Below are 25,164 nucleotides of genomic sequence, written 5' to 3'. Positions count from 1 at the left end.
GCCGGCGCGGCTAGCGTTGCCTGACGGGTGTAGCCGACCCGAGGTCTCAATCCAACGGCTTGGCTGGTACGAAAGGCGACACCGGATCGCTGGCAGGGAACGTCTCTTCCACCGCCTCGTCCTGCAGGGCATCCTGCCGGTCATCGTCGTGGTGGGTCTTGTTGTCGTTGTCGTTGTCGTTGTTGTTGGTTGGATTGGCGTGGATGGAAGGCCGATTCATGACGCACTCCGCTCTGTTGCAATGTGTCCACACGCTACGACCTGCGTACGGCATCCGGGGTGAAATTCGTCTTCGCATCGACACGACAAAGGCAACGAGGCTATCCAGTATCGAGGTACTTGCCGCTGCAAGCGCGGACTTTCGCGATCCGTGCAGCGCTGCGCTGCCAGCGTTGAGCCAGCAACGCCACTGAACGCGATGCAGGCCATCCGACTGCTGTGTTGAGCTCACGGCAGTGCGAGGCAGCGCGCTCACCGTGCGACGCGCGATTCACATCCGCGCGCGCTCAAGGTGTATGGTGAGCGCGCACACCTTCGGCGTGCCCTCATTCTTTCCGGGCTTTTCCATCAACACTCTCTGCGAACGCTGCGACGCCGTCTGTTGCCGGCTCACCGTCCTGGTCGACCCGTCCGACCGCATCCCGCATCATCTGACCAGCGTGACGCAGGAAGGCTGGCGCGTGATGGCACGCGATGAGGAGGGGTGGTGCGTGGCCATCGATGCTGCGCGCATGTGCTGTTCGATCTACGAAACGCGTCCGGCGATCTGCCGCCGCTTCGTCATGTCCGGGCCGTACTGCCGCGAAGTCCGCGCCAGCTACGCCGATCAACGCCAGCGGGGCATTCCGTTGACGCTCCACACGGCATGAAGGTTCGTACTGCGGCGCTACCGTGGCCACCGCACCAGGGCGTTGGCGACTACAGCAGCTGCGCGCGATCGGTGGCGCCGAGCCGTTGTGCCAGGGCGGCCATCTCGTTGGCCAGGGTGATCATGTCGCCGCCAGCCTGCGCTGCGATGCCCATGATGCGTTGGTAGGCGTCCCAGAAGTCCGGCCCACGGCCATAGACATCGTGGAATCCCCGCAGTTCCAGGACCAGTAGATCGGACACCTGCATGTCGGAGCGGTCCATCGTGTCACCTCTTGGGGGAATCTCCCCGGTCCGCAGCTTATCTCGGTTCAGCTTACAGAACAGGGACAGCCAGACGACGCCGGCTCTGAAACTGAATTGGTTAGCGTTGCCCGACGGCAACCGGCGATGCGCGAACCCCATTGCAACCGGAAGAATGGCTTGTAGCAGCCTGAGCTCCACACAGCGGGCCCACTGACGGGCCTGCGCGAAGGAATGGGCGGCATCGTGGCGCATCGGACCTGCGATCCTTGCAACGCCGGCGCGCCGCCCCCGGGCCATCCGTTGCGGGCCTGCGTGACAGGCACGCCGCGGCAACCGTGCGCCCCCCCGGGCCGCACCCGGGCCCGGCGTGTTGCCGCCGCCGGCGCAGCGCCTCGAACGGCGCGCATTCCCGTGTAAAATGCGCGGTCTTTGACCGGAACAATGGCGAAAGTTGCTACACGGGCGCCCCTCTCGGGCCCGGCGTTCATTCGCCTGCTGGCACGCCTGAGCGATGTCCGCGTCGCCCAGTCCAACCATGCATTGGCCGATCGGCTGAGCCAATGGATCGACTGGACGCGTGCGGTCGCCGTATCCAAGGCGTTGGACGGCAGGCTGCCCGACACCGATGCGCTGCCAGAGCCGCGCCCGCTCGACGCCGAGGCCTGCACGCGGGTGCGCGCCGGCCTGGCCAGCAGCAGCGTGACCGACCTGGATGCCCTGGTGGCGCGCCTGCGTGCCGACGCGCGCAGCGCTGCCGAGTCGCAGGCAGCGCCCGCACCGGCCGACTATGCGCCGTTCCGGCAGCACTACCTGGCCATGCAGCGCGCCATGCGCACGGCCACCGGCGACCTGCGTGGGCGGCTGCGCGACCTGCTGGCGCTGGTCTCGCCCGACATGGCCCGGCTGGCCGAAGTGGATGCGGTGATGGAATTGACCCTGAGCCCACGCGAACAGAGCCTGCTGCACACCGTGCCCGGGCTGCTGGGCCTGCATTTCGAGCGCCTGCGCGATGCCGCGCACGCGTCTACCCCACCCGCCGAGGAGCAAGCCGCGCCACGCGCCGTCTCCGATGGCTGGCTGGATATCTTCCGCAAGGACATGCAGAGCGTGTTGCTCGCCGAACTGGATGTTCGTTTTCACCCCATCGAAGGCCTGCTTGCAGCGCTTCGTACCCGCTAACTGGGACCCCATGTTCAGAACTCTCGTACACGTGTGTGTGTTTCTCATCGGCCTGCTGGCGGTTTGCTGGGTCGGCATCGGTTATCTGGGGTCCAACCCGTTGGGCGCCTGCATCGCGGCGGTGATCGGCGCCTGTTATGTCGCCGGTGCACTGGAGCTGTACCGGTATCGCCAGGCCAGTGGCACGCTGGACAGCGCGGTCGCCGGGCCTGCCGCCGCGCCATCGGCGTTGCATGCATGGCTGGAGCAACTGCACCCGAGCCTGCGCAACGCAGTGCGCCTGCGCGTGCAGGGGACGCGCGTGGCGTTGCCGGCGCCGGTGTTGACGCCGTACCTGGTCGGTCTACTGGTGCTGCTGGGCATGCTCGGCACCCTGCTCGGCATGATGGCCACGCTCAGGGGCACCGGGTTTGCGCTGCAGAGCGCCGCCGACCTGCAGGCCATTCGTGGCTCGCTGGCTGCACCGGTGGAAGGCCTGGCCTTCGCCTTCGGTACGTCCATCGCCGGCGTCGCCAGCTCGGCCATGCTGGGCCTGCTGTCGGCCTTGTGCCGACGCGAACGCCTGCAGGCGGTGCAACGGCTGGACCTGAAGATCGCCGCCGAACTGCATCCGCATTCGGACGCCTATCAGCGCGAGGAAGCATTCAAGCTGCAGCAGCAGCAGAGCGCCCTGATGCCGGCATTGATCGATCGGATGCAGGCGCTGATGCACAGCATCGAGCAGCAGAGCCGTACCGCCGATGAGCGTCTGGCTGCCAGCCAGGCCGACTTCCATGCCAGAACCGAAGCGGCCTATGCGCGGCTGGCGGCTTCGATGGAGCAGTCCTTGCAGGCCGGCGTTGCCGACAGTGCGCGCGCGGTCGGCGCTGCGTTGCAGCCGGCGATGGAAGCCACCATGGCCAGCATCGCGCGCGATACCACCGCCATGCAGGCGCAGCTCGGCCAGGCCGTCCAGCAGCAGCTGGAAGCGATCGGTAGCGGCTTCGAACGCAGCGCTGCCGATGCCGGCGCGCACTGGAGCCGCGCGCTCGCCACGCAGGAGCAGGCGCAAGGCGCACTCGATGCGCAGCTGCGGACCACCCTGGAACAGTTGGGCGCGCAGGCTGCCGCCTTGCAGGACAGCGTTGGTGCAGCGGTACAGCAGCAGTTGCATGGGCTGGAACAGGTCGCCGCCGCAAGCGCACGCACGGCCGCCGAACACTGGCAGGCCGCACTGTCCGCACAGGAACGTGCGCAGCAGGCGCTCGGCGAGCAACTGCAGGCGGTGCTGGCACAGATCGAGCAGCGCAGCATCACGCTGCATGACAGCGTCGGCGTGGCCCTGCAGCAGCAACTGCGCGCCATCGACGAAAGCGTTTCGCGTAGTAACGCCGCCACGGCCGATCAGTGGACCTCGATGCTCGACGAACAACGGCGCGCCACCCAGGCGCTCGAGGCACACGCGCAGGCCACGCTGGAACAGCTGGCGCAACAGACCACCGTGCTGCAGGACGGTGTGCGGCAGGCCGTGCAGCAGCAGTTGGACAGCGTGACCAACGGCCTGGAAACCAGCACCGCGGCCGCCGCGGCAAGCTGGGAAGCTGCCGCTGCCGAGCAGCAACGCAGCAACCGCACCCTCACCCAGGAACTGCAGCGCCACCTGGCCGAGTTCGCCACCACCTTCGATACACGTTCCGGCGCGCTGATCGAGGCGGTGTCCCAGCGCATGGATCGGTCCGGCAACGACGCGGCCCAGGCCTGGAACCAGGCATTGGCGCAACAGCAGCAGGCCGGTGCAGCGCTGGCGAACGAACACCGCAGCGCGTTGGCCGCGGCCAGCGCCAGTTTCGACGCGCATGCCGCGGCGCTGGCCGACAGCCTGCAGCAATCGCAGCTCGCGTTGCAGACCGCGATGGAAGCGCGCGACACCCAGCGCCTGACGTTGTGGAGCGAGCAGCTGACCGCCATGAGCGCACGCCTGAGCAGCCAGTGGGAGCAGACCGGGCAGCGCGTGGCGCAGCAGCAGCAGACCATCTGCGACACCCTCGCCAGCACCGCCGGCACGCTGTCCACGCAGGCGCAGGCGCAGGCCAGCGCCACCATCGAAGAAGTCTCTCGCCTGATGCAGATCGCCGCCGAAGCCCCCAAGGCCGCCGCCGACGTGGTGGCCGAACTGCGCCAGAGCCTGTCCGAGAGCATGGTGCGCGACACCGCCATGCTGGAAGAGCGCACTCGCCTGCTGGCCACGCTGGATACCCTGCTCAACGCAGTCAACCACGCCTCCACCGAACAACGCGAGGCGGTGGATGCCCTGGTCGCCACCTCGGCCGATCTGCTGCAACGCGTGGGCAACCAGCTCACCGAACAGATCGGCAGCGAGACCGGCAAGCTCGGCGCAGTGGCCGCGCATGTCAGCGGCAGCGCAGTGGAAGTGGCCAGCCTGGGCGAAGCCTTCGGCGTGGCGGTGCAGGTATTCGGCAACGCCACCGGCGAACTCAACGAGCGCCTGCAACACGTGGCCACCGCACTGGAGGCATCGCTCACGCGCAGCGACGACCAACTGGCCTACTACGTGGCGCAGGCACGCGAGGTGGTCGACCTGAGCATGCTGTCGCAGAAGCAGATCATCGAAGAACTGCGCCAGCTCGACCGCGGCCGCAGCGATGCCGGCGCAACGGAGCCGGCATGAGCGACGAGATCGAAAGCGACGGCGAATCCGGCACGCCGATCTGGGCCGCATTCGGCGACCTGATGTCGGTGTTGCTGGGTGCCTTCGTGCTGATCCTGGTCGGCGTGATCGGCGTGCAGCTGCAGTTGTCCAGCCGCCTGGACGATGCGGTCAAACAACAGCAGGCCGAGGCACAGCGCCGCAAGACGCTGGAACAGGCGCTGGCCGCACCACTGGCCGCAGGCCGCGTGACCCTGGTCGATGGGCGCATCGGCATCCGCGGCAACGTGCTGTTCGCCTTCAACTCCGACGAACTGCAACCGGAAGGCCGCGAACTGATGAAATCGCTGGCGGCGCCGTTGGCGCAGTACCTCGCCGCGCGCGAAGAGATCCTGATGGTCAGTGGATTCACCGACGACCGCCCGGTGCTGGGCGGCAACCGCCGCTACGCCGACAACTGGGAGCTGTCCGCGCAGCGCGCGCTCACCGTCACCCGCGCGCTCATTGCCGAGGGCGTGCCGGCCTCCGCGGTGTTCGCCGCCGCCTTCGGCTCGCAGCAACCGGTGGATTCCAACGCCGATGAAGCCCGTCGCGCAAGGAATCGCCGGGTAGAGATCGCCCCCATCGCGCGCCCGTCCACCCGGCGTAGCGACGCCGCCGCACAGGCCACACCGACGCGATGAGCGCACAGGCGACCTCCGTCCGCGCACGCCTGCAGCGCTGGCGCGAGCAGGGCAAGGACCAGCTGGACCCGGTCCGTTTCCATCTGATGCAGACCCTGGCCGCACGTGCGGACAGCCAGGCCGAGGCGGTGCGTGACGTGCTGGAAGAAAAACTCGCCGTGCTGGCCGATGCGTACGCCGCCGCGCTCAAGAATGCAGCGCGCAACGCCCGGAGTGCGCCCGCCTTGCCGCGGGCGCAACGCAGTGCGCTGGGGGCATTGAGCGACCAGCTGGCCGGGCATGCCGCGCTGATGGAAGTGGACAGCCGCAGGACCGCCGCCACCGATGCGCTGGCGTTTCCCGAACTGCCGGCACTGGACGATTTTCGTCGTACCTGGACCACCGTGCGCACCGCCAGCCAGGTGCGGCAGTCGCTGCAGGAAGCGCCCAAGGACGCCGGCCCGCTCAACTCCAGCGTGTTGGTGCACCGCTGCATCACCTTGATGCGCGCGCATTCGCCCGGGTATCTGCAGCACTTCCTCGGCTACGTGGACGCGTTGTCGTGGCTGGAGCAGATGCACCACGGCGGCGTCCTCTCCGGCGAAACCGACGCGCCGGTGCCGGCGGTGGGCAACAAACGCGGCCGCGGCGGCACGGCCAGGCGGCGCAGTTAGGCAGGCCGGTCTCGAACGTTGTAGCCGGGCACCGGTGCATGGTGCTGCATCAGCTCCGCCACCCAGTCGATGAACACCCGCACCTTGACGCTGACATGCCGGTTGGGCGGAAAGGCGACGTACAGCGGCATGGGTTCGGTACGCCACGCGTCGAACACCTCCACCAGTTCGCCGCTGGTCAGGTGCGCCGTCGCCATGTACGTGGGCAGCCACAACAGTCCCATGCCTGCCAGGCCGGCAGCCAGGTAGGCGTTGCCATCGTCGGTGGTCACCACGTGGCGCATCTGCAACTGCACCCTCTCCTGACCGCGGTGCAACACCGGGACCAGCGTCTTTCCCACTGCGGCGCGCATGAAGCCCACGCTGCGATGGTGGCTGTCGTCCAACCCCTGCGGATGCGCGGGCACGCCGTGCCGTTGCAGATAGCCCGGCGCCGCATAGATGCCCGCCTGCAATTCGCCCACCTGGCGCGCCACCAGCGACTGGTCGGCGATCGGGCCGCCACGCACCACGCAGTCGACGTTGTCGCCGATCACATCCACCGTGCGATCGCTGACGCCCATGTCCAGTTGCAGATCCGGGTAGCGTGCGTGCAAGGCCGGCAGGGCCGGCATCAGGATCAACCGCGCGAGCGGGCTGGGCACGTCCACGCGCAGCCGCCCGCGCGGCAGGGTGGAGGCGTCGGACAGGCTGGTTTCGGCGTCGTCCATGTCCGCCAGCAGGCGCACCACGCGCTCGTAGTACGCCGCTCCGTCGGCGGTGACCGTGACCTTGCGCGTGGTGCGATGGAGCAGCCTCACCCGCAGCCGCGTCTCGAGTTGCTGCACCAGCTGGGTGGCGCTGGCACGGCTCATCCGTAGCGTTTCGGCGGCCTTGGTGAAACTGCCGGCCTCGACAACACGCGCAAACACCTGCATTGCATCGAATCGATCCATCGTCACCTCGCTGCCGAATTGTTTGGATTCTACAAATAGTGCTGACGGCCACGGCTGCTTTATCGCCGGCTACACCGCCTTTACGGTATCTACTCGTTGTTTCCCACCCCTCGATGGAGATTTCCCATGGCAACACGTGACGTCGTTTTTCCGCCGGGGCGCCACGCCCTGTATGAGCGCCATCGCTATTCGCCCGCGGTTCGCGCCGATGGTCTGATGTTCGTCGCCGGCCAGGTCGGCAGCCGCGAAGACGGCTCGCCGGAGCCGGATCTGCAGGACGAGATCGCCAGGGCCTTCGTCAATCTGGACAGCGTCCTCAGCGCCGCCGGATGCACCTCGCAGGACGTCGTGGACGTCACCTTGTTCATGGTCGACCCCGAGACGGTGTTCGAAGCGGCGTGGGAGCAATGGGCCAATTACTGGGGCCCGGCACCCTATCCCACCGTGACCGCAGTGGGCGTGACCTGGCTGGCCGGTTTCCGCTTCGAGATCAAGGTCGTGGTCAAGCTCCCGACAGCTGCGCAATAAGAGCGGCGAACAGAACGACTGCGCAGCCGCCAGGCGGGCGCGATCGTCGCCCTGCATCACCTACGCGCCACGCCCGGGTCCGCCTGCGCGTGGCGCGTCGCGTTCGGTCTTCCGAAACGCGCGGGCCAGTCCCGACCATGCACACCATCAGGGCTTAGCGCCTTTGCAGTGGATGACACACGCGTTGTCATCCGCCATCTACGAATGCACTCGCTATCGCAGCGATAGCACCTGCCTATCATTTATTAATGTAATTCTCACAGCGCTTAATCGTTTGGGCGAGACGTAAAAAAAGCGCTAAAGCAATCAGCGCAGACGGCCGCTACCGGGACTCAGAGCATGCAGTGATTCACCGTTCTGCCCGTATGCGCCAACGGCGCTGCGTCCATCATCTTCCAGGCGAGATTGCAATGAAATTGACCGTCAAACTTCTCAGTGGCGCCATCGCCCTGGCCGCATCCACCGGCGCCCACGCGCAACAGGATCCGATGTTTTCCTTCAGCGGCTTCGGCACGCTGGGCGTGGTGCACTCGACGGAGGATCAGGCCGATTTCACGCCCGACATCCAGACCGTCGAAGGTGCCGGCGCCAGCCACGCCACCTCGGCCCGCCCGGATTCGCGCCTGGCCGGCCAGGTCAATGCCAACTTCACCGACAACTTCACCGGCGTGCTGCAGGTGACCAGCGAATACGCCGAGCGCGCCGACTACGCGCCGAAGGTGACCCTGGCGCATGTGAAATACCAGTTCGGCCCGCAGTTCGCCGCCCGCCTGGGCCGCATCACCGCACCGCTGTACATGCTCTCCGAATACCAGCGCGTCGGCTATGCCACCCCCTGGGTGCGCCCGCCCTACGAGGTCTACAACTATCTGCTGCCGATGGATGGCGTGGAAGGCGTATATACCGTCAACGCCGGCGAGAGCGTGGTCAGCGTGCAAGGGTTCTACGGCCGCATCGATTCCAGGAAGGCCGACGTGTACGCCATGCGCGGACTCGCGCTGGGCCTCGAATCGGGCGCTTCGACCTTCCGCGCCGCTTACATCGTGGGCACGACCGATTTCGCCACCCCGCAGCTGGAGCGCCTGTTCTCCGTCTACCAGCGGGTCAATCCGGCGCTGGCCGACCGCATTTCCACCTACGGTGTGGATGGCAGCTTCGCCAGCGTGGGCTATGCCTACGATCCGGGCAGCTGGTTCCTGCGCAGCGAAGTGATCCGCGCCGACTACTCGCCTTCGCTCAACGGCAAGACCACCTCCGGTTATCTCAGCGTCGGTGGTCGCTTCGGTACGCTGACGCCGTCGCTCACCTATGCCCACGTCGACCGCAAAGGCCCGCGCATCGCGCCGGGCGAGGACCGGCTCGGTGTGATGACCCGTGCCGTCGCACAGGCGGAGAGCGGTCGCCATAGCTTCACCGCCTCGCTGCGCTGGGACGTGCGCGAGAGCGTCGCGTTCAAGCTGCAGGCCAGCCACATCGACAACAACGCCGGCTCGTTCGGTTCGTTGAACAACATCCAGCCGGGCTTCCGTCCGGGCGGCAGCTACAACCTGCTGTCTGCGTCCGTCGACTTCGTGTTCTAAGAGAGCCCCCATGAAACTTTCCAAGTGTTCCGCAGGATGCCTGCTTGCCGTGCTGTCAATGGTTGCGGCATCGGCCAATGCCGATGTAGTGGTGGTGATGTCCGCCAAGGGTGGCCCGGACAGCCTGAGCGCGGCGCAGGTGTCGCAGATCTTCCTGGCCAAGTCCAACAGCCTGCCGGGTGGTGGCGCCGCCGTGCCGATCGACCAGGAAGAAGGCGCCGCAGTACGCGATGAGTTCTACAAGAAGGTCGCCTCGCGCGATTCGGCGCAGCTGAAGTCGTACTGGTCGCAGCTGATGTTCACCGGCAAGGCACAACGGCCCAAGCGGGTCAGTGGCGACGATGCGGTGAAGAAGGCAGTCGGCGCCACGCCGGGCGCGATCGGTTACATCAGCGCCAGTGCCGTGGATGCCAGCGTCAAGGTCGTCCTGAAGCCGTAGGGCGGCTGACGAACGTCGCGAGCAGTCGTCAGTTGGGTGTGGATGGCGCGGAGGAACCGCAGTGTACGGTTGGTACACGCCGATTCCGAGCAGCGGTCGCGCCCATCTAGCGACTGCACAGGAGTTTTGTCAGCTGCTCTTCATCCGCCCCCTGCTCGAGAGCCACTCATGCGCCGCCTTCTGTCACTCCCGTTGTTCTGGAAAATTCTGATGCCGGCTGCGGTGGCGATCGTTTGCCTATCGAGCTATGTCGCTTTCAGCACGCTGGTGTTTCATCGCAACAACGATCGCCTGGAAGCCGTACGCGACGTGCATTTCCCGTTGCTCGACGCGATGACCCGCAACGTGGCTGCGCTGGACAAGCTCATCAATGGGCTCAACGGCGCGGCGGCCGCGGGCGATGCGGACATGTTGGCGGCCACCAAGCCGGTGGCCGACGACATCCACGCGTCCTACCTCAAATTGCAGAAGGCCGACCCGGCCCATGCCAGGGAGCTTGCCCACCTGGGCAAGCAGTTCGACGATTACTACAGCCTGGCGCATGGCGTGGCTGCCGCCTTCGTGGAGCAACGCGAACCCGATGCGCAACAGATGAGTGCCATGGCGCCGGCGCTGGAGGCCTACCGCACCACCCTGACCTCGATGCAGAAGCGCGCCGACGCGCGCTTCCGTGGCACGGTGCAGGAAGCAGTGGACAGCTCGGTGGCGGCCAGCATCGGCGGCCTGGTCCTGGGCCTGGTCGGTGCGGGTGTCTGCATCGCCTTCGGCTGGGTGGTCGCACGTGCCATCACCCAGCCGCTCAACCGCGCCGTGGGCATTGCGCACGCCGTATCGTCGGGCAAGCTGGACAACCTCATTTCGATCGACCGCAACGACGAGGTCGGACAACTGCTGCAGGCCATGGACAGCATGCAGCGCCAGTTGCGCCGGGTGATCCAGGCGCAGACGGACATGGGCCACAAGCACGAAGCCGGCGTGGTCAGTCACCGCATCGCAGAGCAGGACTTCCCCGGCGAATTCGGCACCATGGTGCGCGCCAGCAACACGCTGGTATCCAGCCATATCGCGGTCACCATGCAGATCGTCGCCCTGATCGAACGCTATGCGGCAGGCGATCTGTCGCAGCAGCTGGAGGCATTGCCGGGCGAAAAGGCGGTGATCAGCCAGTCGATCAACGATGTGCGCGGCAGCCTGCTGTCGGTCAACGGCGAGATCAAGCGGCTGGCCGCCGCCGCAGCGGCAGGCGACTTCAGCGCGCGTGGCGACGAGACCGCCTTCGAGTACGATTTCCGCCAGATCGTGGTCGACCTCAATCACCTGATGAGTGCCTCTGACAAGAGTCTGGGCGAACTGTCGCAGCTGCTGCAGGCCATCGCCGGTGGCGATCTGACCACACGCATGCAGGGCGACTTCGCAGGCGTGTTCGCGCGCATGCGCGACGACGCCAACACCACGGTGGACCGTCTGACCGATATTGTCGGGCGCATCCAGCATTCGTCGGCGGAGATCGACACCGCCGCCGGCGAGATCGCCGCGGGCAATCAGGATCTGTCGCGGCGCACCGAGCAACAGGCGGCCAACCTGGAAGAAACCGCCGCGTCGATGGAAGAACTCACTGCCACCGTCAAGCAGAACGCCGAACACGCCCACCAGGCCAACGCACTGGCGCGCAGCGCCGCCGATGTGGCATCCAGGGGCGGTGAAGTGGTGAGCCAGGTGGTCGGCACCATGACCGGCATCGAGGCCTCGTCCAGAAAGATCGCCGAGATCATCAGCGTCATCGATGGCATCGCCTTCCAGACCAACATCCTGGCCTTGAACGCGGCTGTGGAGGCTGCGCGCGCCGGCGAACAGGGGCGTGGTTTTGCGGTGGTCGCAAGCGAGGTCCGCACGCTGGCACAACGCTCTTCCGGCGCCGCCAAAGAGATCAAGGAACTGATCGACGCCTCGGTGGGCAAGGTGGCCGAGGGCTCGGCGCTGGTCAACAAGGCCGGCGCCACCATGACCGAGATCGTGGCCAGCGTGAATCGCGTCACCGACATCATGGGGCAGATCACCGCCGCCTCCAGCGAGCAATCGGCCGGCATCGAGCAGGTCAACCAGACCGTCATCCAGATGGACGAAACCACCCAGCAGAATGCTGCACTGGTGGAAGAAGCCATGGCCGCCGCACGTGCGATGGAAAAGCAGTCCAGCACGTTGACGCAGCTGGTTTCGCTGTTCCAGCTGGAGCCTGCAAGCGCGCAGCACCTGGAAAGGGATGCCGCATAGTCGATCCACCGATCATCGCCACACCTTTGCTGCCCTCCCTCCGCTAGGACTGCGGAGGGAGGGCTTTTTTCTGTCCGCTGGCAGCAGTCGCCGACGATCCGGCAGCGATGTCTGGTGCGCCGGGTGTTGACGCCACTGCGTGGCGTTTCCTGTCCTCGCCCCTGGCGTGACCTTCTCCCGCCGGATGCGGGCGGCCTGGACGGCCTTGGCCTGGAGGCCCGATGACGGCAAGGGCGTTTTGCCGATGTCGCGGTGCACCGCTGCAAAACGCCTGGCTCGCGGCTGCTTTCGCGCGCATCTGCCATAACCAGGCGCTTATTGCCTGTCCATTAAACTCGCCAACTATGCGGTATCCATCACATTTCCATCGACGAAAATGGTGCGACCGCACATTCTTCACGCATACGTCACCAACAAGCAACATTGGCATGCGATAGCTGTTGCGCTCGCTAGACAACGAGCCAACCGTCCCTTTCCAGCGCGCGTCCGCTGAGCGTCGATCTGCTCACCAGCAGCCGGCGGTGGCTTCGTGCGTCCGATCGATTTCCAGGAGATTCACTCCCATGCGCTTACGGACCTTCTTCGTCGTTCTGCTGCTTGCCGCTGTCAGTGCCACTGCCAGTGCCCAGGTTGTCACCCTCAACAAGGGCGGTTACACGCTGCGCTACGACTGTACCAACCGCACCGCACTGCGCTACGAATACGTGCTGCAGGCCGACACCGGCTCGGCCGCACGCCCCTCCAGCTTCAACCTGGACACCGACCTGCCCAGCGGCTGCGCCGGGCAGACCTCCAGCGCGTCCTATGCCAGCGTGCGTTCCGGCTACGACCGCGGCCATCTGGTGACCTCCAACCACATGGATTACAACGCAACCTATATCCGCCGCGCCAACCTCATGTCCAACATCGTGCCGCAGGTGTCCAGCTTCAATCAGGGCATCTGGGTACGCGCCGAGAACGTGGCCGAGTGCTATCGCGACATCGCCAGCGTGCAGGTCTATGGCGGCGTGATCTACAGCGATACCAGCAACGATTACTTCCTGGCCAGCCACGGCATCCGCACGCCGGACTTCTTCTGGAAGACCATCATCACCGCCAATCCCGGCGGCGGCACCCGTGCCATCAGCTGGCTGATTCCCAATAGCGCCAACCTGGGCTCGCTCGACAGCTACATCGTCAGCATCGACGAACTCGAAGATCTCTACGGCGCCAGCACCATCGGCATCACCGCGCCGGCAGCGGTCAAGGCGATGCTGCCCGCCACCACCTGGCCGCAACCGAGCAACTGCGACCTGGGCTGAGTGAGGCTGAGCTAGGCGATACCAGTGCGGGTGGGCCTGCTGATGGGTCCACCCGCACCACGCTTTGCAGCGCTTGCTGCCTAGGGAGCCTCGTCGATGGCCGCAAACCATGCAGCGTAAGGCGTGTTCTTGACCAGATGGCGGTTGAAGTCCTTCGCGCCATCGTTCCACCACACCGGGCCGCGCTCTCCCAGGGCCACCTTGGCAGCATCGACTGCCCCGCGCGCCGCGGCGAGTTGTGCCCCATCGCCGCTGCGCTTGGCTGCCTTCACCGCACGCCGCGCGTCCATCAGCGCAGCGACCAGAGCGGCGCGCGCATCGTCGCTCAGATGCGGATCGCTGGTGCGCCACAGCCGCCCGCGCACGATGAGGTAGCGCCCATCCGGCGTGGTGATGGTGGTGATGGCTGCCGTGGCCCCGCTCACCGCTGCTGCGCCACGAAGACGGTGAACATGTCGCCGCTGGCCTTGCTACACGACCGGTGCAAAGCGCGGCTGCAGCACTCCGTCGACGTCCACGTGCTCGAAGAACATCGCATATGGCCGCACCCACAGGCCGACGTCGCTGTCGAGAGGCCGGTACAACACCAGCGCCTCCAGCGTTTCGCTGCTGCGCGCGACATCCAGAACCTCGTACAGGCCGCCTTTGAAGTGGCGATACCTGCCCGGTGCGATCGTGGGTAATGGCGGCAAGGTGTCCATGGCAGTCACTGCGGTCGAGGGCGTGCCAGTGTAGGCGGACAGCAGCCCCGGAAGCGATCGGACACGGCGCCACGTCACCGGGGTTTTTCATGCAAGGATCGGGGCTGCGGCGGTTCGTCCACCTGCCGCCTCGTGCACCGGATCGTCTCTGTCTGCGGTGCTGCCTTGTCAATCACCACTACAGGATCGCCAATCCCTCGGGCACCGTGCATCAGCGGCAAGAGATCGGTCATGCAGCACCCGTTGTCGCGCGTCGCAACGGCGTTGGAGCCGACGTGTCTATGTCTCATCGTCCCCATCGTCTTCGATGCTGTCGTCGTCTTCGATGCTGTCGTCGTCATCGATCTCGGTGTCCTGCGCAGGTCCGTCCTGCAGTGGATCTTCGCGCTTGCCGGGCGCCTTCACCCCATTAGGCGATGCCGGCTCATCGATGCGAGGCTTGCCGTTCTCATTGGTGCGCATGGTTCAGCTCCCGCGGCAGAAGGCCGCCCGGCTCACCTTCCTCCTGCAGCCGTGACGCGCACGTGTGTCACGAGCGCGACCGTCGCGTGCGCCCGGAACGCAGTTGCGTACACGTAGTATCGCCATTGTCGCATCGCTCGCGTTCGACTTCGCCCGAACAACAGCCGGGCGCACAGTGAAGGCTGGTGCCCCGGACACCAGCATGTGCAACTCCATCTGCAGTGTACGCGGAGGGCGCGCCGTGATCCTGCTCGACTCGACCTGGCGCTGCGCCACATATACCGCTGCGTACCGAGCGGCGCTATAGCGCACGCAAGTTCACTGATTACTACCAGACCATGATGCCGATAACAGCGTGGACCGGCGCGACCGACGAAGTGCCAGCGCGTGACGCCGTGGGGCTATGCAGAATGCCCCATCAGGACTTGGTAAACGGGCAGCCAGCCGCAATCTCGCGCATGCTCATTGCCACGCCATCCTTGGGTTGCGTCACCGCTAAGGCCTCCACCGGCACTGACTCGCCCCACTCGCGCAAGGCGTCGAAGACGCCGCGCAGCCCCTCCCCCAATGGCGTGAGTTCGTAGACCACACGGGGCGGCGTCTGCGCGTACGCAGTGCGCACCACCAGACCGGAGGCCTCGAACTGCCGCAGGCGGCTGGTCAGTGTATGGGCGCTGATGCCCTGCAGTGCCTGCCGGAGTTCGGTGAACCGGCGCGGCCCCGCAAGCAGCTCGCGCACGATCAGCGACGCCCATGGCCCCTCCAGCAGCTGGAAAAAACGCGCCACACCACAACACGGAATTTTTGATGTCTCCATTGGTTACCTGATCCTGATCGTGAGCCGCCGGTAGCGGCATCGCATGTGGTGGTACTGGCGGATTGGTGTTCCACTGGCGCAGTTTAGAGCCGCTAAAAAAAACTACTGCGCTCCCCGCCAGGCGGGCGCGGCCGGTGTTCGGTGCGGCATGTCCCACTCGTACACTGCGGTTCCTCCGCGCCGCCCACCCCCACCTGACGACTGCTCGCTACGTTTGGTTAGCCACTCTTAGTGCATATGCTGGTCATGCGATTCGGCATCAGGCGCCGATGCGCCCATCGGACGAACGTCGAAATGCACCTCGACGCGCGGCGCATGCTCGAACACCAGCGTGGCCACCACCGGCTTGCCTTGTTCGAATGGCGCAGCCGGTGCGATGAACATCAAATGCGTCCCGCCGGTCCCCAGCACCACGTCCTTACCCGGCGGCAACACCAGCCCCTGCTCGAGATGGCGCATCTTCATGACGCCGGCATCCATCGTCATCTCATGGATTTCGACCTGTGCACTGGCCGGCGATTCCACCGCCACCAGACGATCCGGCGTTGCCGCCTGATTCCGCAAGGTGAGGTAGCCGCCCGCCACCGGCGCGTCCGGCGGGGTTGCGCGCGACCACGCCCCGCTCGCCACCACCACAGGGGCAGCAGCCGGCCCCGCGGTCGCAGCAGATGCCGTGGCAGCCGGCGCCGGGTTGGCCTCGGGCGCAAGCGAGCGCTCGCACGCAACCATCGAAAAGGCAGTTAACGCACTCACCAGCAGCAGATGCAATTTCATTTCGTTCTCCTAGGGTCGAGCCCTGCGGGCGCCACGGCGCCGTGCATAGCAGTCATCGACGTTGATCATCGGGAAGCCGGCAGCGCGCTCTTGCGTCAGCTAGAGCACTTGCCGGATATCGTGCACAACCGAGTCCACGGTCTGCTCGTGTGCTAGGCCCACGCGCAGCTGTCCATCGCGATCGAAGAGAAAACTGCGCGTGGAGTGATCGATGGTATATGCCGGCCCCATCGGCACCTTCGCATAGCTCACTTTTAGATTGCCTGCCGCCACCCGGATATCTCCTTCGCTGCCGGTCAAGCCGATAAAGTCCGGATCGAATGCCTTCACATAGGTCCTGAGCACGTTTGGCTTATCGCGTTGCGGGTCCAGCGTCGCGAACGCAAACTGCACCTTGGCTGCATCCGCACCCAGCCTGCGCTTGACCTGCGCCGCACGCGCCAGTGTAGTCGGGCACAAATCCGGGCAATGGGTGAAACCGAAGAACAGCACCAACGCCTTGCCACGGAAACTGCGTAACGGCCGTGGCGCGCCTTCGGTGTCGTAGAGGTAGAAATCCAGGCCGCGCGCCATCGGGCTGAGGTCTGCGCCATCGGGAGCGAATCCGCCGCTCTGTTGCCCACACCCAGCCAGAATGCAGACCAGACACCACAGCATCGCCTGCAACAGTCGTTGCTTCCATACAGCTCGCAGCGTTTGCATGCTGATTCCCATCCTTCCGCGCGGAGCGGCCTTGCGTGTGCCGTTCACCGCTGATCCTGCAGTTGTACGCCAACGGCCTGATCGCAGCTGTCCAGGTGCGATGCGTCGCTCAAAGCGGCTCGACACCGGTATTGCGGTTCGCCCGCAGCAAGCGTGCGCATCTGCGTGGGGGTCATCAGCGCCAGTGTCGGCACCAGCGTCAAAAGGGCAAGGCAAGGCGTCACCGCCGCGTGGGGCGGCAAGGCAAAGTACGTCATCTAACACGCTCCAGAACATCTAAGGTCACACCCGCTGACGGGTGCGGCTCCATACACGATGTTTCAGGCCGATCGCGGTGGACCGCGTGGCGCGTGTGCCCACCAGCGTGCCGCGAGGGGAGACGCAGTGGTAAGACGCGAGACCGCAAGCCGGCCCCGACTCTGCGTCCATAGCAGGCAGGCCATCAGCAGCCAGGGCAGCAGCCGCGCGGCGAGCAGGCAGTAATCGCAGACAAACGCATGACCACCGTCGGCATGCCGCTGATCCTGCCTGTCGCCCAACCATCGCTCGGCTGTAGCGGTCAGCGCGTCTGCCGAGCGCTGCGCGTCGCGTACCTTGCCACCCACCGCATCCAGCGCCTCGCCAGCTTGCCAGGGCTGGCTATGACATAGCGGCCCGTCCAGAACGCCAGCGTCGTTCCCGAGCGTGCGACTCACCAGCGGCGCGGCCAGCAACAGCAGCACCGCCAGGCAAGCCAGGCGCTGCATCATGCTGAACAAGGGCGAGGAAGGTAAGCGCACACGGCAAAGTGTAATGAAAAAGCGCCGTGCCACCTGCGACCCTTCGTCGCAGCCTGACACCGGGTCCGTGCGCTGCAGCGGGCTGCATGCACCGCGCACCGCATCCGGCCCAACTGCTCACTGCGCGGCAATCGGCGCGCGCCATTGTCACTGGGCGCCGCATACGCGCCGCTGTCTCACTGGCCCTGCAGGTACTCCTGTGTGGATCTCACCGTCGCATAGCCGAACTGAAACGCCGCCATCATGTCGCGTGCACGTGGGCCGCCGGCACCTTGCTGCGTTCGAAATCCAGGTCCATCGTGGCGCAGGCATCGTGCAGAACCGTCACCGTATAGCCCAGGTCGGCGGCAGCGCGCACGCAGGCATCCACGCACATGTGGCTCATCGCGCCGACAATCGTCACGTCCGTGACACCGTGCTGCTGCAGCTGCTGCGCAAGCGGCGTTTCGCGAAAGGCGTTGACGTGCTGCTTGACGATGACCACTTCGCCCTGCTGTGACGCAACCGCAGCATGGATCTGCGCGCCTTGCGAGCCGGCCACAAAGAACGTGGCATCCGCAGCCGCCTCATGACGCACATGCAATACCGCAACGCCGGTGTCGCGCGCATTGGCGATCATCGCCAACGCATTGGCTGCGACCGGCTCGATGCCGGTCAACGGCAGTTTCCCGCCGGGGAAATAATCGTTCTGCAGATCGATGACGATGACGGCCTTGGCCATGCTGCTTCTCGCGTTGAAGGCCATGCATCAGCATGCGCCGGCGCTGTCGTCACGACGAGTGGCACCGCCGACATCACCGGTGCTGTAGCGACATTCCACCGCCACGGGGCGTGTCGGAGGCGTTCCGGAGACACAGGTGACCGGTAAGTTCAGCTCACCCGGCAGCGCTTGGACCCGCAAAGCGCTGCCGATAGTCGCTGGGCGACAGCCCAATAATGCGCTTGAACACGTTACGGAATGCCGCCGCATCCTCGTAGCCGACCTCCCAGGCAATCGCGTCGATGGTCATGGCAGTGGCTTCCAGCAACGCACGCGCCCGGCCCACACGAAGCTGCTGGCCATACTCGGTGCTGGTCATGCCGGTGGCCTTCTGGAAGCGACGCAAAAAGGTGCGTGCTTCCAACCCCGCCTGTGCCGCCAGACTGCGCAGCGCCACCTCCTGCGCACCGGTCTCCTGCAGTCAGTGCTGTACCCGCTGGATGGCCGCATCGCCATGCGTCAAACGCGGCGAAAACACGCTGTAGTAGCGCTGCTGGCGGCCCGGCGGGTCGACCAGCAGCACCCGAGCGGTTTCCAGCATGACCGCCGGCCCCAGCAGGCGGTCCACCAACCGCAGGCGCGGGTCGGTACACGACATCACGCCACCGGCGGACATGACATCGCCGGCGTTGATCAGCATCTCGTCCGAATCCACCCCGATTGCCGGAAAGCGCTGCTGCAGCGCCGCTGCATGCAGCCAGTGGGTGGTCATGCGACGTCCGTGCATGACACCGGTGCCAGCCAGCAGAAGCGCCCCGCGCAGACCGAGCACAGCATCGCGCCCTGTACATGCCGTACGCGCAACCAGTCGATCAGGCTGGCGTTGCGCTCCTGGTCCGGCGCATCGCCCAGGCTTGGCGGCAGGATCAAGGCACACAGGCGCGCACCGGCATGCGTATCGCTCTCGAACACACGCGACGGCACAGCGGTGGGCGTTGCCTGCTGCCAATGCGTGACCCGGATCGCCGCGCCCTTCGCTGGACCGCTGGCGTCCGCGAGCCGGTTGGCCACCGCGAACAGATCGGTCAGCCCAAGCACGGCCGCCTGCTGCGCATCGGCATACAGCACCACGCCCACCTCGATCCCCTGCCTGGCCCTCATCTCGTCCTCCACGCCGATTTGCATTCAGCGACATGCCATTAGTGCAGTTGAAGTAACCGAAGCACGCCGCCGATGCTATCGCGCCTCAGCTTCCCTCTCATCTACACAGGAGTATGCCAATGACTTACATCATCCATGGCGCCACCGGCGCACAAGGCGCCCCGCTGCTCAAACTGCTGTTGCAGGCCGGCAAAAATGCGGTAGCCGCAGTACGCAAGGCCGACGCAGCCGCCGGCCCCTCGGTGCAGATCGATAACGGCTCCATCCAGTCGTTGACCGACGCCTATCGCGGCGCGCTTGGCGTCTTCGTGCATCTGCCTCAGGCGCTCGAAGACGTGCGCGTGGCCTACGCCAACAACATCGTTCATGCCATTGCTGCCGCAAAGCCTGCGCGCGTGCTGATTTCTACCAGCGGTAGCATCGTCGACGATCCCGGCAGCCCGCTGCAGGTAGTCCCCGACTCGGCCATCGCGCTACTGATCGATGGCGTGCAGCGCAGTGGTGTCTCTAGCGCTGTCATCGCTCCGCGTCTTTATTTGGAAAATCTACTGCTGCCCATACTCATCGACGGCGTGCACACCAACGGCGTTCTAGGTTACCCGCTCCGGGAAGATTTCCCGGTGTCCTGGAGCTCGCACCTCGACGTCGCCGACGTCGCTGCGCAGCTGTTCGATCGCCCCGCCATCACCGGCGTGGTCGGCGTCGGCCAGTTGCCGGGCCTGCTGGGCGCAGACCTCGCCGCAGCGATGGCCAAACACTTCGGACGCGATGTCCAGTTTCAGCCTATGCAACCCGAAGCCTTCGGCGAGCAACTGCAACCCTTGCTCGGCCCCGCCGCCATGGCCATCGCCGGGTTCTACCAGGCCCTCTGGCAAACCCATGCCAATACCATCAACCCTGCCACCAGCGCCCAGCAATTGCTTGGCAGCACACCGCGCAGCGTCGAGCAGTGGTTGAAGGATGTTGCCATCGGCTGATCTGGCGCGGAGGGGCCAATCTTTCTCCTGCACCGGGATGCACCGCGTGGGGCGGTGTACTGGAGTGACGCGTCGTCCTTTGAGCTGGCGGTACGTGTGATCACCGGCGACGCGTCATCGACAAGCCCTGCCCCAGCCATGCGTCGTGAATGCGTTGCGCACACTTCTGCGCCTTTCCGTTGACATGCGCCAGGAGCCAGAGCGAATATTCGTGCGTCGCCGCATATTCGGCGACCGGGATTGGCGTCCCGAACCAAAAGGCGCACCAGCGCCCATCGACCGATGCACGGCGCTTTTTTTAGCGCCCGCATCGTCGCGGGCGCATGCCGGCCAGCTTTATGGCGGGCGGTGCGCGGGGGCCGCAAGGCCCACCGGTTCCTTTTGGCCGGCACGCCAACCGCGTACCGTCCGTCACCTCGATTGGCGTCTGGGTGACGGATTCCAAATACAAAAGGAGTCCAGCATGTCCTTCGACACCCAGGAACTACTCGCGCCTGAGGCGCGTCAGATCGCCCAGTACGTCGACCTGACCCTCGAATGCAGCCAAGTCACGTGGCTGAGCCTGATTGCGCGCTTCGCAACTACAGACAAAGCCATGCGCGCCCTTGCGTTTGCCAACGGTGATGCAGCAGTCGCCGCCGTAGATGCCTTGTCTACGCAGGTGCGGCGATGAGCACGAGCAAACAGTTCCGCGTCTGCGCAGGCGTTACCCTCAGCTTCGAAATGATGCATGGCTATGTGCTTGCCATGCTGCATTCCGACGCGCAGCCCAACTTTTCGCCGGTCCTGATCGCCTGCGAAGCCACCGGCTTCGATGAAGTCTTGCCGGGCAGCGATGCACAGAGCGTCGTGTTGGGCCGGCTGCATGTCTGCATGCATGAGGATCCGGCCGCTGAAGTCCTCACTTGGCTGCGCAAGCAGGCTGCGCAAGCAAGCAAGCAAGCGCACCGTAACGGAGCGGCGCGATGATTAGCGCACATGCAATGGCTTATTCAAAAAAATGCTAACTGCGCGATCATCGAGGAGAAGACGTTTGCCGATGTTTTGCCGAAGCAACAAAAAGGCACTTGGACACGAGTGTTCCCGTAGGCATAAGTTTTCCGGGATCTAGCAGCACAATCTGTCCGCCAAGAGCGATCCATGCTCCCGCACCATGCTCCCCTGACTATCCGGCAACTGGCGGGATGCGGACATTCGGACCCTTCGGATCCGCTCGGCCCAACGATGGCGGCTATCGCAGTTCAAAACCAGATGAAGTGCTCGCCAGAAAGCCAACGATGGGGCGCTCTCGTTCCAAATCGAACGGCACGACCAGCAATTTCAGTTGTTCAGTGAAGTGGAACGGGGGCAGCAACGCACTGAAGCGTGAGGTCTTGGGATAGAACAGGTACAGAGTGCCTGTGCCAGCCAGGTATTTCTGGCCGTAGGCATACAACTGGTAGAAGTCGGCTTGTGATAAGCCGTACTTCTGTTCGCCATTGTCCAGAGCGCCGTCAAGCAGCTTCCACTTTGCATCTACGACAACACGCTGGCCATCGTACTCAATCAGGAAGTCTGGACGTAGCTGAAACCAGTGTTGACCGCGATGTTGGGCAAGATAGTGACGGGCTGCCTGCGGCGTGAGTTCTGCCCCGGCCGGTAGCCATTGGCGCAGCCCCTGTCCGACGTACTGCTCATATACCTTCTCCATCGGGAACAGTAAACTCAGACCGTTTAGGGTGCCGACCACCGCTAAGGGCATTTGCTCATGCAGAATCAGCGAGCACCAGCTCCGTACAGGCTTGTAGTGCACCATCAGGCGATCATGGTGCCATCGCTGGAAGTCGACAGCCACGTTGCTGCTTTGGGGGATCTCATGTAGATGGTGGGCAAGCTCGTGCGCTAGACGCCAGTTACTGGGCTCACGGGTATTCTTGCGCACCACCTCCAGCGCCGAGCGAATCAGTCGGTTCTCGGCGCGATCAGCGTCGAAAACGTCATGCTCTACTTGGAAAACGTGGGCCCGACCCGCAGGCTGGCGAAGTTGCCGAGCCACCAACAGGCGACCACGCAGATAGCGCAGCTCCTCCTGCACCGGGTGGTAATCGAAGCGCAAGCCACGCTTGACGAGATGATCAACGCCCAGCAGGAACTGCCGCGCCACCCATTCGGTCAGTGGGGCATCGAAGGTGCGTAGGAGCGTAGGACTGGACTGGCGTGGCGTAAGGCTCAAACAGCGCGCCAGCATCTTTTGCAGCAGACTACGTCCGAGTTCGATGCTCTCACCATTCTCCATGGCCTTCGGCAGGATCTCGACACGGGTGCCACATGGTGACTCCAGCACGCCCACATAGCTGTCCAAGCGCAGTTCGCGCCGACTTTCCAGCTCAACCAGCCGCGCTCCGCTGCCGGGGCCCTGCAGACGTGAGCTTTCTGCCAGCAACCAGTCGAACGCAGTCTGTGAAACCTGCGCCAGCATTTCCGACGAGGCTACATCGGCGGTCGTCAGGCGCGCATGCTCCCGGACGGTGATCAGCGGGGTCATTGGATCGCTTCGGTCGCCGTATAGATGCCCAAGTAGCTTTCGGGTTCTTCGAAAGCCTCAGCATTGATCTGCCAACGACTGCCGTCACCAAACCCGACTTTGCCGAACAAAGCGCGCTCGTCATGGGCCAGCTTGCTGAGGAACTGGCGCGCTTTGGCCTTGCGCGGGTCGTTCAGCACCAGCGCGATCTTCTCCCAGTCCTCGAAAAAGTACTCCTGCAACAAAGGCAAGACTTGTCTTCGAAACACAGACTTCAGCTCATCCAGCGACTGAATATCTATGAAATAGGCATGGCCAAGTAGATGATCACGGCCAAGTAGCACCTCAATGCGACTATTTATGACGGTCAGCAGTTGCCGCAGATCGATACCGGACACGGTGCCGAGCAAATCCGGCCTGGGTGGCATCTCCTCGAACACGAACCGACGACGCAATGCCACGTCCAGGCCAGCCAACGAGCGGTCGGCGGTGTTCATCGTACCCAACAGATATACATTGTCCGGCACGCTGAACTTTTCCTGTGAATACGGCAAGGTTGCTTCCAGTGCCTCTGACTTGCCGGCGCGCTTAGATTCCTCGATCAGGCTGATGAGTTCGCCGAAGACACGGGAAATGTTGCCGCGATTGATCTCGTCAATGATCAACACCCGCGGTGCGTGGTCATGCGCCTCTTCAGCGGGTGCCAGTAGCTTGGCCAGCTTGTCCAGGTTGATCGAGCCGGGACGCAACTCGTAAATAGTCATCTGGCTGAAGCGGTTCTCCATCAACTCGGCGTAAGGCAAGCCAGCGTCGTAGACCCGCAGCCAATTGACCTTGCGACCTTGCGAGTAGCTGTCGTTTTCGCGTGGGACGTGCAGATACTCGCTGGTGATCTCGCCAATAGCACGGAAGCGCAGATTGCCCTGGGTGACAACGAACAGATCGCCAATCTTGACCTGGCGGATGAATATGTTGAGCGCTGTGACCGGGTAATCGGAAGCATTCCGCTCTGGGATGGACTGCCGGTATCTTTGTGCGATGTCATCGCGAGTCCGCACACCGCTGTAATCGACATCGGCGCCGAAGCCGATCAGGGCCAGCCCCTGCCTGACGCAATCCTCATAGACGACTTCCTCGATGCCGGCCTCGCCTAGGGATATCTTCCAGATCCGACGGCCCTCCAGATCGATTGGCTTGCTGGTCGATTGCACCACGCGGCGGCGGGCGGCGTTACATAGCTGCTTGAATACGCCATCCTCGACCGCGTACTCGATTTCGTGGGTCGCTTCGTTGGTTCTGGCACGAATTCCTTCCACGAAGTCTTCGTAGCTGAAGCTTTGATGGAAGGTGACGAACTTGATCTGCTCGGCGGCAACATAGGCGTCAAATTTCCGCTTTCTCTCCTCGCGGCTACCCGTGAATCCCGGCTCAATGATGGTCAATGCTTTGTCAACGGTGGCATAGGTCTTACCAGTACCCGGCGGGCCGTAGAGGATCTGATTCAAGGGCTCGGTCATGGCGGCAACTATAGAAGGTGAGATTCGAGAAGTTTCGACGGAGTCGACACCGTCATAAGCATCGCAAGCCGCAACCATCTCGCTCGCGGAAAGGAATCGGATATTGCATGCGGGGCGCCCCGCCCATAACCGCGGCGCATTAGCCTTCAGGTTGCTATTGCGTGATCGGCCAGGGGAATAAAGCTCAATACGCTCGTTGGGAATATTTGCCGGCGGTGATTCCAACCAGAGGCGGACAGACTTGACCGCTAAATCCAACGCCAGCTGTTTGCCTAAAACGTTCTGAAAGGCGACGATCTTGTCAGTGCGCTTGATGCCCTGGGGGTAGCGTTGCTCTAGGTAGTCCAACGCGGATTGCACGGTGAATTCTTCACTTTGCAACGGACGTATCTGCGTGCCGTGCGTGCTGGTTGCTCCCTCACTAGCAAGGATTTCCCATACGCCATGTTTGACCGGGTCGTAGAACATGAAGGTGGCGTTCGCACCACTTCCCTCCATATACAGCCGGTCGTAGCGATTTCCAGAATCGGTTCGGCGCGGCTCACGACCGGCGATGTGTGAGGTGCGGGAGGGCGAATTGACCGCCAGCATCCGCAAGTTGTCATTGATGGAACCGGCGGGCAGGTCCGCGCGGAACTGCTTCAAGTATTCCCAGACCTGCTGCGATGTGGCCTTTCCGCCTAGCGCCCGTATCGCATCAAGGCACTGCTCCCATTGCGCTCTGTCCATGCTCATGCTGCCG

General features: G+C 64.4%; 30 protein-coding genes and 2 other RNA genes. 14 read left to right on the top strand and 18 right to left on the bottom strand.

Going from position 1 to position 25,164, the window contains the following annotated elements; genetic code table 11:
* Positions 1-46: 46 nt before the first annotated feature.
* On the bottom strand, positions 47-220 hold the full coding sequence (locus tag LL964_RS14290) for a hypothetical protein (RefSeq protein WP_167395185.1): 174 nt from the start codon (positions 218-220) through the stop codon (positions 47-49).
* Between the two features lie 295 nt (positions 221-515).
* Between LL964_RS14290 and LL964_RS14285 the strand changes: the two genes are divergently transcribed.
* Positions 516-869 (top strand): YkgJ family cysteine cluster protein, encoded by a 354-nt coding sequence (locus tag LL964_RS14285; RefSeq protein ID WP_104585297.1) that lies wholly within the window; start codon positions 516-518, stop codon positions 867-869.
* Positions 870-918: 49 nt separating this feature from the next.
* Here the strand turns inward: LL964_RS14285 and LL964_RS14280 are convergent, their stop codons facing one another.
* Entirely contained in the window at positions 919-1,131 is a 213-nt protein-coding gene (locus tag LL964_RS14280) for a hypothetical protein (RefSeq protein WP_104585299.1), read from the bottom strand.
* A 423-nt stretch (positions 1,132-1,554) separates the two neighbouring features.
* Here LL964_RS14280 and LL964_RS14275 point away from each other — a divergent pair, with 423 nt between their 5' ends.
* Genes LL964_RS14275 through LL964_RS14260 form a run of 4 tightly spaced genes read left to right on the top strand, consistent with a single transcriptional unit; the run spans position 1,555 to position 6,275 of the window.
* Complete coding sequence (locus tag LL964_RS14275; protein WP_167395186.1) at positions 1,555-2,292, top strand: DUF3348 domain-containing protein; 738 nt, start codon at positions 1,555-1,557, stop codon at positions 2,290-2,292.
* A 10-nt stretch (positions 2,293-2,302) separates the two neighbouring features.
* Positions 2,303-4,960 carry a DUF802 domain-containing protein gene (locus LL964_RS14270; protein ID WP_104585302.1) on the top strand — a complete coding sequence of 886 codons (2,658 nt, stop codon included), beginning with the start codon at positions 2,303-2,305 and terminating at the stop codon, positions 4,958-4,960.
* Complete coding sequence (locus LL964_RS14265) at positions 4,957-5,622, top strand: OmpA family protein (protein ID WP_104585303.1); 666 nt, start codon at positions 4,957-4,959, stop codon at positions 5,620-5,622. Before LL964_RS14270 ends, LL964_RS14265 begins: the two co-directional genes overlap by 4 nt.
* On the top strand, positions 5,619-6,275 hold the full coding sequence (locus tag LL964_RS14260) for a DUF2894 domain-containing protein (protein ID WP_104585310.1): 657 nt from the start codon (positions 5,619-5,621) through the stop codon (positions 6,273-6,275). The genes LL964_RS14265 and LL964_RS14260 overlap by 4 nt, the downstream gene beginning before the upstream one ends.
* On the opposite strand, the gene LL964_RS14255 is transcribed toward LL964_RS14260, so the two are convergent.
* Complete coding sequence (locus LL964_RS14255; protein WP_104585312.1) at positions 6,272-7,210, bottom strand: LysR family transcriptional regulator; 939 nt, start codon at positions 7,208-7,210, stop codon at positions 6,272-6,274. The two genes, LL964_RS14260 and LL964_RS14255, sit on opposite strands and share 4 nt — an antisense overlap.
* 126 nt (positions 7,211-7,336) lie before the next feature.
* On the opposite strand from LL964_RS14255, the gene LL964_RS14250 reads away from it, so the two are divergent.
* The 3 genes from LL964_RS14250 to LL964_RS14240 all read left to right on the top strand — a co-directional run bounded on the left by LL964_RS14250 (position 7,337) and on the right by LL964_RS14240 (position 9,757).
* A complete protein-coding gene (locus tag LL964_RS14250) occupies positions 7,337-7,738 on the top strand; it encodes a Rid family hydrolase (protein WP_104585314.1) in 402 nt (133 codons plus the stop codon).
* 410 nt (positions 7,739-8,148) lie between these two features.
* Positions 8,149-9,318, top strand: a complete 1,170-nt coding sequence (locus LL964_RS14245; protein WP_104585316.1) for a hypothetical protein — start codon at positions 8,149-8,151, stop codon at positions 9,316-9,318.
* Between the two features lie 10 nt (positions 9,319-9,328).
* A complete protein-coding gene (locus tag LL964_RS14240) occupies positions 9,329-9,757 on the top strand; it encodes a type 2 periplasmic-binding domain-containing protein (protein ID WP_104585318.1) in 429 nt (142 codons plus the stop codon).
* Positions 9,758-9,760: 3 nt separating this feature from the next.
* On the opposite strand, the gene LL964_RS14235 is transcribed toward LL964_RS14240, so the two are convergent.
* Positions 9,761-9,835: non-coding RNA, sX9 sRNA (locus LL964_RS14235), on the bottom strand.
* A 90-nt stretch (positions 9,836-9,925) separates the two neighbouring features.
* Between LL964_RS14235 and LL964_RS14230 the strand changes: the two genes are divergently transcribed.
* Both LL964_RS14230 and LL964_RS14225 read left to right on the top strand, forming a co-directional pair.
* Complete coding sequence (locus LL964_RS14230) at positions 9,926-12,028, top strand: methyl-accepting chemotaxis protein (protein ID WP_104585320.1); 2,103 nt, start codon at positions 9,926-9,928, stop codon at positions 12,026-12,028.
* Positions 12,029-12,591: 563 nt separating this feature from the next.
* The gene (locus LL964_RS14225) at positions 12,592-13,329 is read left to right on the top strand and encodes a DNA/RNA non-specific endonuclease (protein WP_104585322.1); all 738 of its coding nucleotides are present in this window, start codon (positions 12,592-12,594) and stop codon (positions 13,327-13,329) included.
* A gap of 80 nt (positions 13,330-13,409) precedes the next feature.
* On the opposite strand, the gene LL964_RS14220 is transcribed toward LL964_RS14225, so the two are convergent.
* The 4 genes from LL964_RS14220 to LL964_RS14205 all read right to left on the bottom strand — a co-directional run bounded on the left by LL964_RS14220 (position 13,410) and on the right by LL964_RS14205 (position 15,309).
* Positions 13,410-13,754 carry a hypothetical protein gene (locus LL964_RS14220; protein WP_104585324.1) on the bottom strand — a complete coding sequence of 115 codons (345 nt, stop codon included), beginning with the start codon at positions 13,752-13,754 and terminating at the stop codon, positions 13,410-13,412.
* A 45-nt stretch (positions 13,755-13,799) separates the two neighbouring features.
* Positions 13,800-14,030, bottom strand: a complete 231-nt coding sequence (locus tag LL964_RS14215; protein ID WP_104585326.1) for a DUF1653 domain-containing protein — start codon at positions 14,028-14,030, stop codon at positions 13,800-13,802.
* Positions 14,031-14,309: 279 nt separating this feature from the next.
* Positions 14,310-14,492, bottom strand: a complete 183-nt coding sequence (locus tag LL964_RS14210; protein ID WP_104585328.1) for a hypothetical protein — start codon at positions 14,490-14,492, stop codon at positions 14,310-14,312.
* 418 nt (positions 14,493-14,910) lie between these two features.
* Entirely contained in the window at positions 14,911-15,309 is a 399-nt protein-coding gene (locus LL964_RS14205) for a winged helix-turn-helix transcriptional regulator (protein ID WP_104585330.1), read from the bottom strand.
* A 148-nt stretch (positions 15,310-15,457) separates the two neighbouring features.
* On the opposite strand from LL964_RS14205, the gene LL964_RS14200 reads away from it, so the two are divergent.
* Positions 15,458-15,533, top strand: a non-coding RNA gene (locus tag LL964_RS14200) — sX9 sRNA.
* 4 nt (positions 15,534-15,537) lie between these two features.
* Here LL964_RS14200 and LL964_RS14195 read toward each other — a convergent pair.
* The 8 genes from LL964_RS14195 to LL964_RS14160 form a co-directional block, all read right to left on the bottom strand.
* Positions 15,538-16,083: a copper chaperone PCu(A)C gene (locus tag LL964_RS14195; RefSeq protein WP_104585332.1), complete on the bottom strand. Its 546-nt coding sequence runs from the start codon at positions 16,081-16,083 to the stop codon at positions 15,538-15,540.
* 99 nt (positions 16,084-16,182) lie between these two features.
* The gene (locus LL964_RS14190) at positions 16,183-16,785 is read right to left on the bottom strand and encodes an SCO family protein (RefSeq protein WP_228329459.1); all 603 of its coding nucleotides are present in this window, start codon (positions 16,783-16,785) and stop codon (positions 16,183-16,185) included.
* 44 nt (positions 16,786-16,829) lie between these two features.
* Entirely contained in the window at positions 16,830-17,042 is a 213-nt protein-coding gene (locus LL964_RS14185) for a hypothetical protein (RefSeq protein WP_104585334.1), read from the bottom strand.
* 63 nt (positions 17,043-17,105) lie between these two features.
* Complete coding sequence (locus tag LL964_RS14180) at positions 17,106-17,564, bottom strand: DUF2946 family protein (protein WP_146092310.1); 459 nt, start codon at positions 17,562-17,564, stop codon at positions 17,106-17,108.
* A 241-nt stretch (positions 17,565-17,805) separates the two neighbouring features.
* A complete protein-coding gene (locus LL964_RS14175) occupies positions 17,806-18,285 on the bottom strand; it encodes a cysteine hydrolase family protein (protein ID WP_228329458.1) in 480 nt (159 codons plus the stop codon).
* 154 nt (positions 18,286-18,439) lie between these two features.
* Positions 18,440-18,721: a helix-turn-helix domain-containing protein gene (locus LL964_RS14170; RefSeq protein ID WP_228329457.1), complete on the bottom strand. Its 282-nt coding sequence runs from the start codon at positions 18,719-18,721 to the stop codon at positions 18,440-18,442.
* Positions 18,722-18,745: 24 nt separating this feature from the next.
* Positions 18,746-19,036, bottom strand: coding sequence for a helix-turn-helix domain-containing protein (locus LL964_RS14165; RefSeq protein ID WP_228329456.1), 291 nt, complete (start codon positions 19,034-19,036; stop codon positions 18,746-18,748).
* Positions 19,033-19,425: a type 1 glutamine amidotransferase family protein gene (locus LL964_RS14160; protein WP_228329455.1), complete on the bottom strand. Its 393-nt coding sequence runs from the start codon at positions 19,423-19,425 to the stop codon at positions 19,033-19,035. Before LL964_RS14160 ends, LL964_RS14165 begins: the two co-directional genes overlap by 4 nt.
* Positions 19,426-19,544: 119 nt before the next feature.
* Between LL964_RS14160 and LL964_RS14155 the strand changes: the two genes are divergently transcribed.
* The 3 genes from LL964_RS14155 to LL964_RS14145 all read left to right on the top strand — a co-directional run bounded on the left by LL964_RS14155 (position 19,545) and on the right by LL964_RS14145 (position 21,371).
* Positions 19,545-20,402 carry an NmrA family NAD(P)-binding protein gene (locus LL964_RS14155; RefSeq protein WP_104585338.1) on the top strand — a complete coding sequence of 286 codons (858 nt, stop codon included), beginning with the start codon at positions 19,545-19,547 and terminating at the stop codon, positions 20,400-20,402.
* Positions 20,403-20,865: 463 nt separating this feature from the next.
* Complete coding sequence (locus LL964_RS14150; RefSeq protein ID WP_104585340.1) at positions 20,866-21,075, top strand: hypothetical protein; 210 nt, start codon at positions 20,866-20,868, stop codon at positions 21,073-21,075.
* Positions 21,072-21,371: a hypothetical protein gene (locus tag LL964_RS14145; protein WP_167395187.1), complete on the top strand. Its 300-nt coding sequence runs from the start codon at positions 21,072-21,074 to the stop codon at positions 21,369-21,371. The genes LL964_RS14150 and LL964_RS14145 overlap by 4 nt, the downstream gene beginning before the upstream one ends.
* Before the next feature lie 262 nt (positions 21,372-21,633).
* On the opposite strand, the gene LL964_RS14140 is transcribed toward LL964_RS14145, so the two are convergent.
* Both LL964_RS14140 and LL964_RS14135 read right to left on the bottom strand, forming a co-directional pair.
* Positions 21,634-22,926 carry an McrC family protein gene (locus tag LL964_RS14140; protein WP_104585342.1) on the bottom strand — a complete coding sequence of 431 codons (1,293 nt, stop codon included), beginning with the start codon at positions 22,924-22,926 and terminating at the stop codon, positions 21,634-21,636.
* A complete protein-coding gene (locus tag LL964_RS14135; RefSeq protein ID WP_104585344.1) occupies positions 22,923-25,157 on the bottom strand; it encodes an AAA family ATPase in 2,235 nt (744 codons plus the stop codon). Before LL964_RS14135 ends, LL964_RS14140 begins: the two co-directional genes overlap by 4 nt.
* Positions 25,158-25,164 lie beyond the last annotated feature (7 nt).

The organism is Xanthomonas melonis (assembly GCF_020783655.1).
In the GTDB taxonomy this organism is placed as follows: domain Bacteria; phylum Pseudomonadota; class Gammaproteobacteria; order Xanthomonadales; family Xanthomonadaceae; genus Xanthomonas; species Xanthomonas melonis.
Note: the sequence above shows the minus strand (reverse complement) of the source record. Positions and strands in the feature narration are given on the sequence as shown.

Bases quoted from the DNA above. Each gene is read 5' to 3' on its own strand.
- LL964_RS14210 (WP_104585328.1), bottom strand. From the start codon at position 14,492: ATGCGCACCAATGAGAACGGCAAGCCTCGCATCGATGAGCCGGCATCG.
- LL964_RS14290 (WP_167395185.1), bottom strand. From the start codon at position 220: ATGAATCGGCCTTCCATCCACGCCAATCCAACCAACAACAACGACAAC.
- LL964_RS14245 (WP_104585316.1), top strand. From the start codon at position 8,149: ATGAAATTGACCGTCAAACTTCTCAGTGGCGCCATCGCCCTGGCCGCA.
- LL964_RS14150 (WP_104585340.1), top strand. From the start codon at position 20,866: ATGTCCTTCGACACCCAGGAACTACTCGCGCCTGAGGCGCGTCAGATC.
- LL964_RS14215 (WP_104585326.1), bottom strand. From the start codon at position 14,030: ATGGACACCTTGCCGCCATTACCCACGATCGCACCGGGCAGGTATCGC.
- LL964_RS14160 (WP_228329455.1), bottom strand. From the start codon at position 19,425: ATGAGGGCCAGGCAGGGGATCGAGGTGGGCGTGGTGCTGTATGCCGAT.
- LL964_RS14145 (WP_167395187.1), top strand. From the start codon at position 21,072: ATGAGCACGAGCAAACAGTTCCGCGTCTGCGCAGGCGTTACCCTCAGC.
- LL964_RS14140 (WP_104585342.1), bottom strand. From the start codon at position 22,926: ATGACCCCGCTGATCACCGTCCGGGAGCATGCGCGCCTGACGACCGCC.
- LL964_RS14165 (WP_228329456.1), bottom strand. From the start codon at position 19,036: ATGACCACCCACTGGCTGCATGCAGCGGCGCTGCAGCAGCGCTTTCCG.
- LL964_RS14270 (WP_104585302.1), top strand. From the start codon at position 2,303: ATGTTCAGAACTCTCGTACACGTGTGTGTGTTTCTCATCGGCCTGCTG.
- LL964_RS14195 (WP_104585332.1), bottom strand. From the start codon at position 16,083: ATGAAATTGCATCTGCTGCTGGTGAGTGCGTTAACTGCCTTTTCGATG.
- LL964_RS14155 (WP_104585338.1), top strand. From the start codon at position 19,545: ATGACTTACATCATCCATGGCGCCACCGGCGCACAAGGCGCCCCGCTG.
- LL964_RS14260 (WP_104585310.1), top strand. From the start codon at position 5,619: ATGAGCGCACAGGCGACCTCCGTCCGCGCACGCCTGCAGCGCTGGCGC.
- LL964_RS14255 (WP_104585312.1), bottom strand. From the start codon at position 7,210: ATGGATCGATTCGATGCAATGCAGGTGTTTGCGCGTGTTGTCGAGGCC.
- LL964_RS14285 (WP_104585297.1), top strand. From the start codon at position 516: ATGGTGAGCGCGCACACCTTCGGCGTGCCCTCATTCTTTCCGGGCTTT.
- LL964_RS14250 (WP_104585314.1), top strand. From the start codon at position 7,337: ATGGCAACACGTGACGTCGTTTTTCCGCCGGGGCGCCACGCCCTGTAT.
- LL964_RS14280 (WP_104585299.1), bottom strand. From the start codon at position 1,131: ATGGACCGCTCCGACATGCAGGTGTCCGATCTACTGGTCCTGGAACTG.
- LL964_RS14185 (WP_104585334.1), bottom strand. From the start codon at position 17,042: ATGACGTACTTTGCCTTGCCGCCCCACGCGGCGGTGACGCCTTGCCTT.
- LL964_RS14175 (WP_228329458.1), bottom strand. From the start codon at position 18,285: ATGGCCAAGGCCGTCATCGTCATCGATCTGCAGAACGATTATTTCCCC.
- LL964_RS14135 (WP_104585344.1), bottom strand. From the start codon at position 25,157: ATGAGCATGGACAGAGCGCAATGGGAGCAGTGCCTTGATGCGATACGG.
- LL964_RS14225 (WP_104585322.1), top strand. From the start codon at position 12,592: ATGCGCTTACGGACCTTCTTCGTCGTTCTGCTGCTTGCCGCTGTCAGT.
- LL964_RS14240 (WP_104585318.1), top strand. From the start codon at position 9,329: ATGAAACTTTCCAAGTGTTCCGCAGGATGCCTGCTTGCCGTGCTGTCA.
- LL964_RS14275 (WP_167395186.1), top strand. From the start codon at position 1,555: ATGGCGAAAGTTGCTACACGGGCGCCCCTCTCGGGCCCGGCGTTCATT.
- LL964_RS14230 (WP_104585320.1), top strand. From the start codon at position 9,926: ATGCGCCGCCTTCTGTCACTCCCGTTGTTCTGGAAAATTCTGATGCCG.
- LL964_RS14205 (WP_104585330.1), bottom strand. From the start codon at position 15,309: ATGGAGACATCAAAAATTCCGTGTTGTGGTGTGGCGCGTTTTTTCCAG.
- LL964_RS14265 (WP_104585303.1), top strand. From the start codon at position 4,957: ATGAGCGACGAGATCGAAAGCGACGGCGAATCCGGCACGCCGATCTGG.
- LL964_RS14190 (WP_228329459.1), bottom strand. From the start codon at position 16,785: ATGCAAACGCTGCGAGCTGTATGGAAGCAACGACTGTTGCAGGCGATG.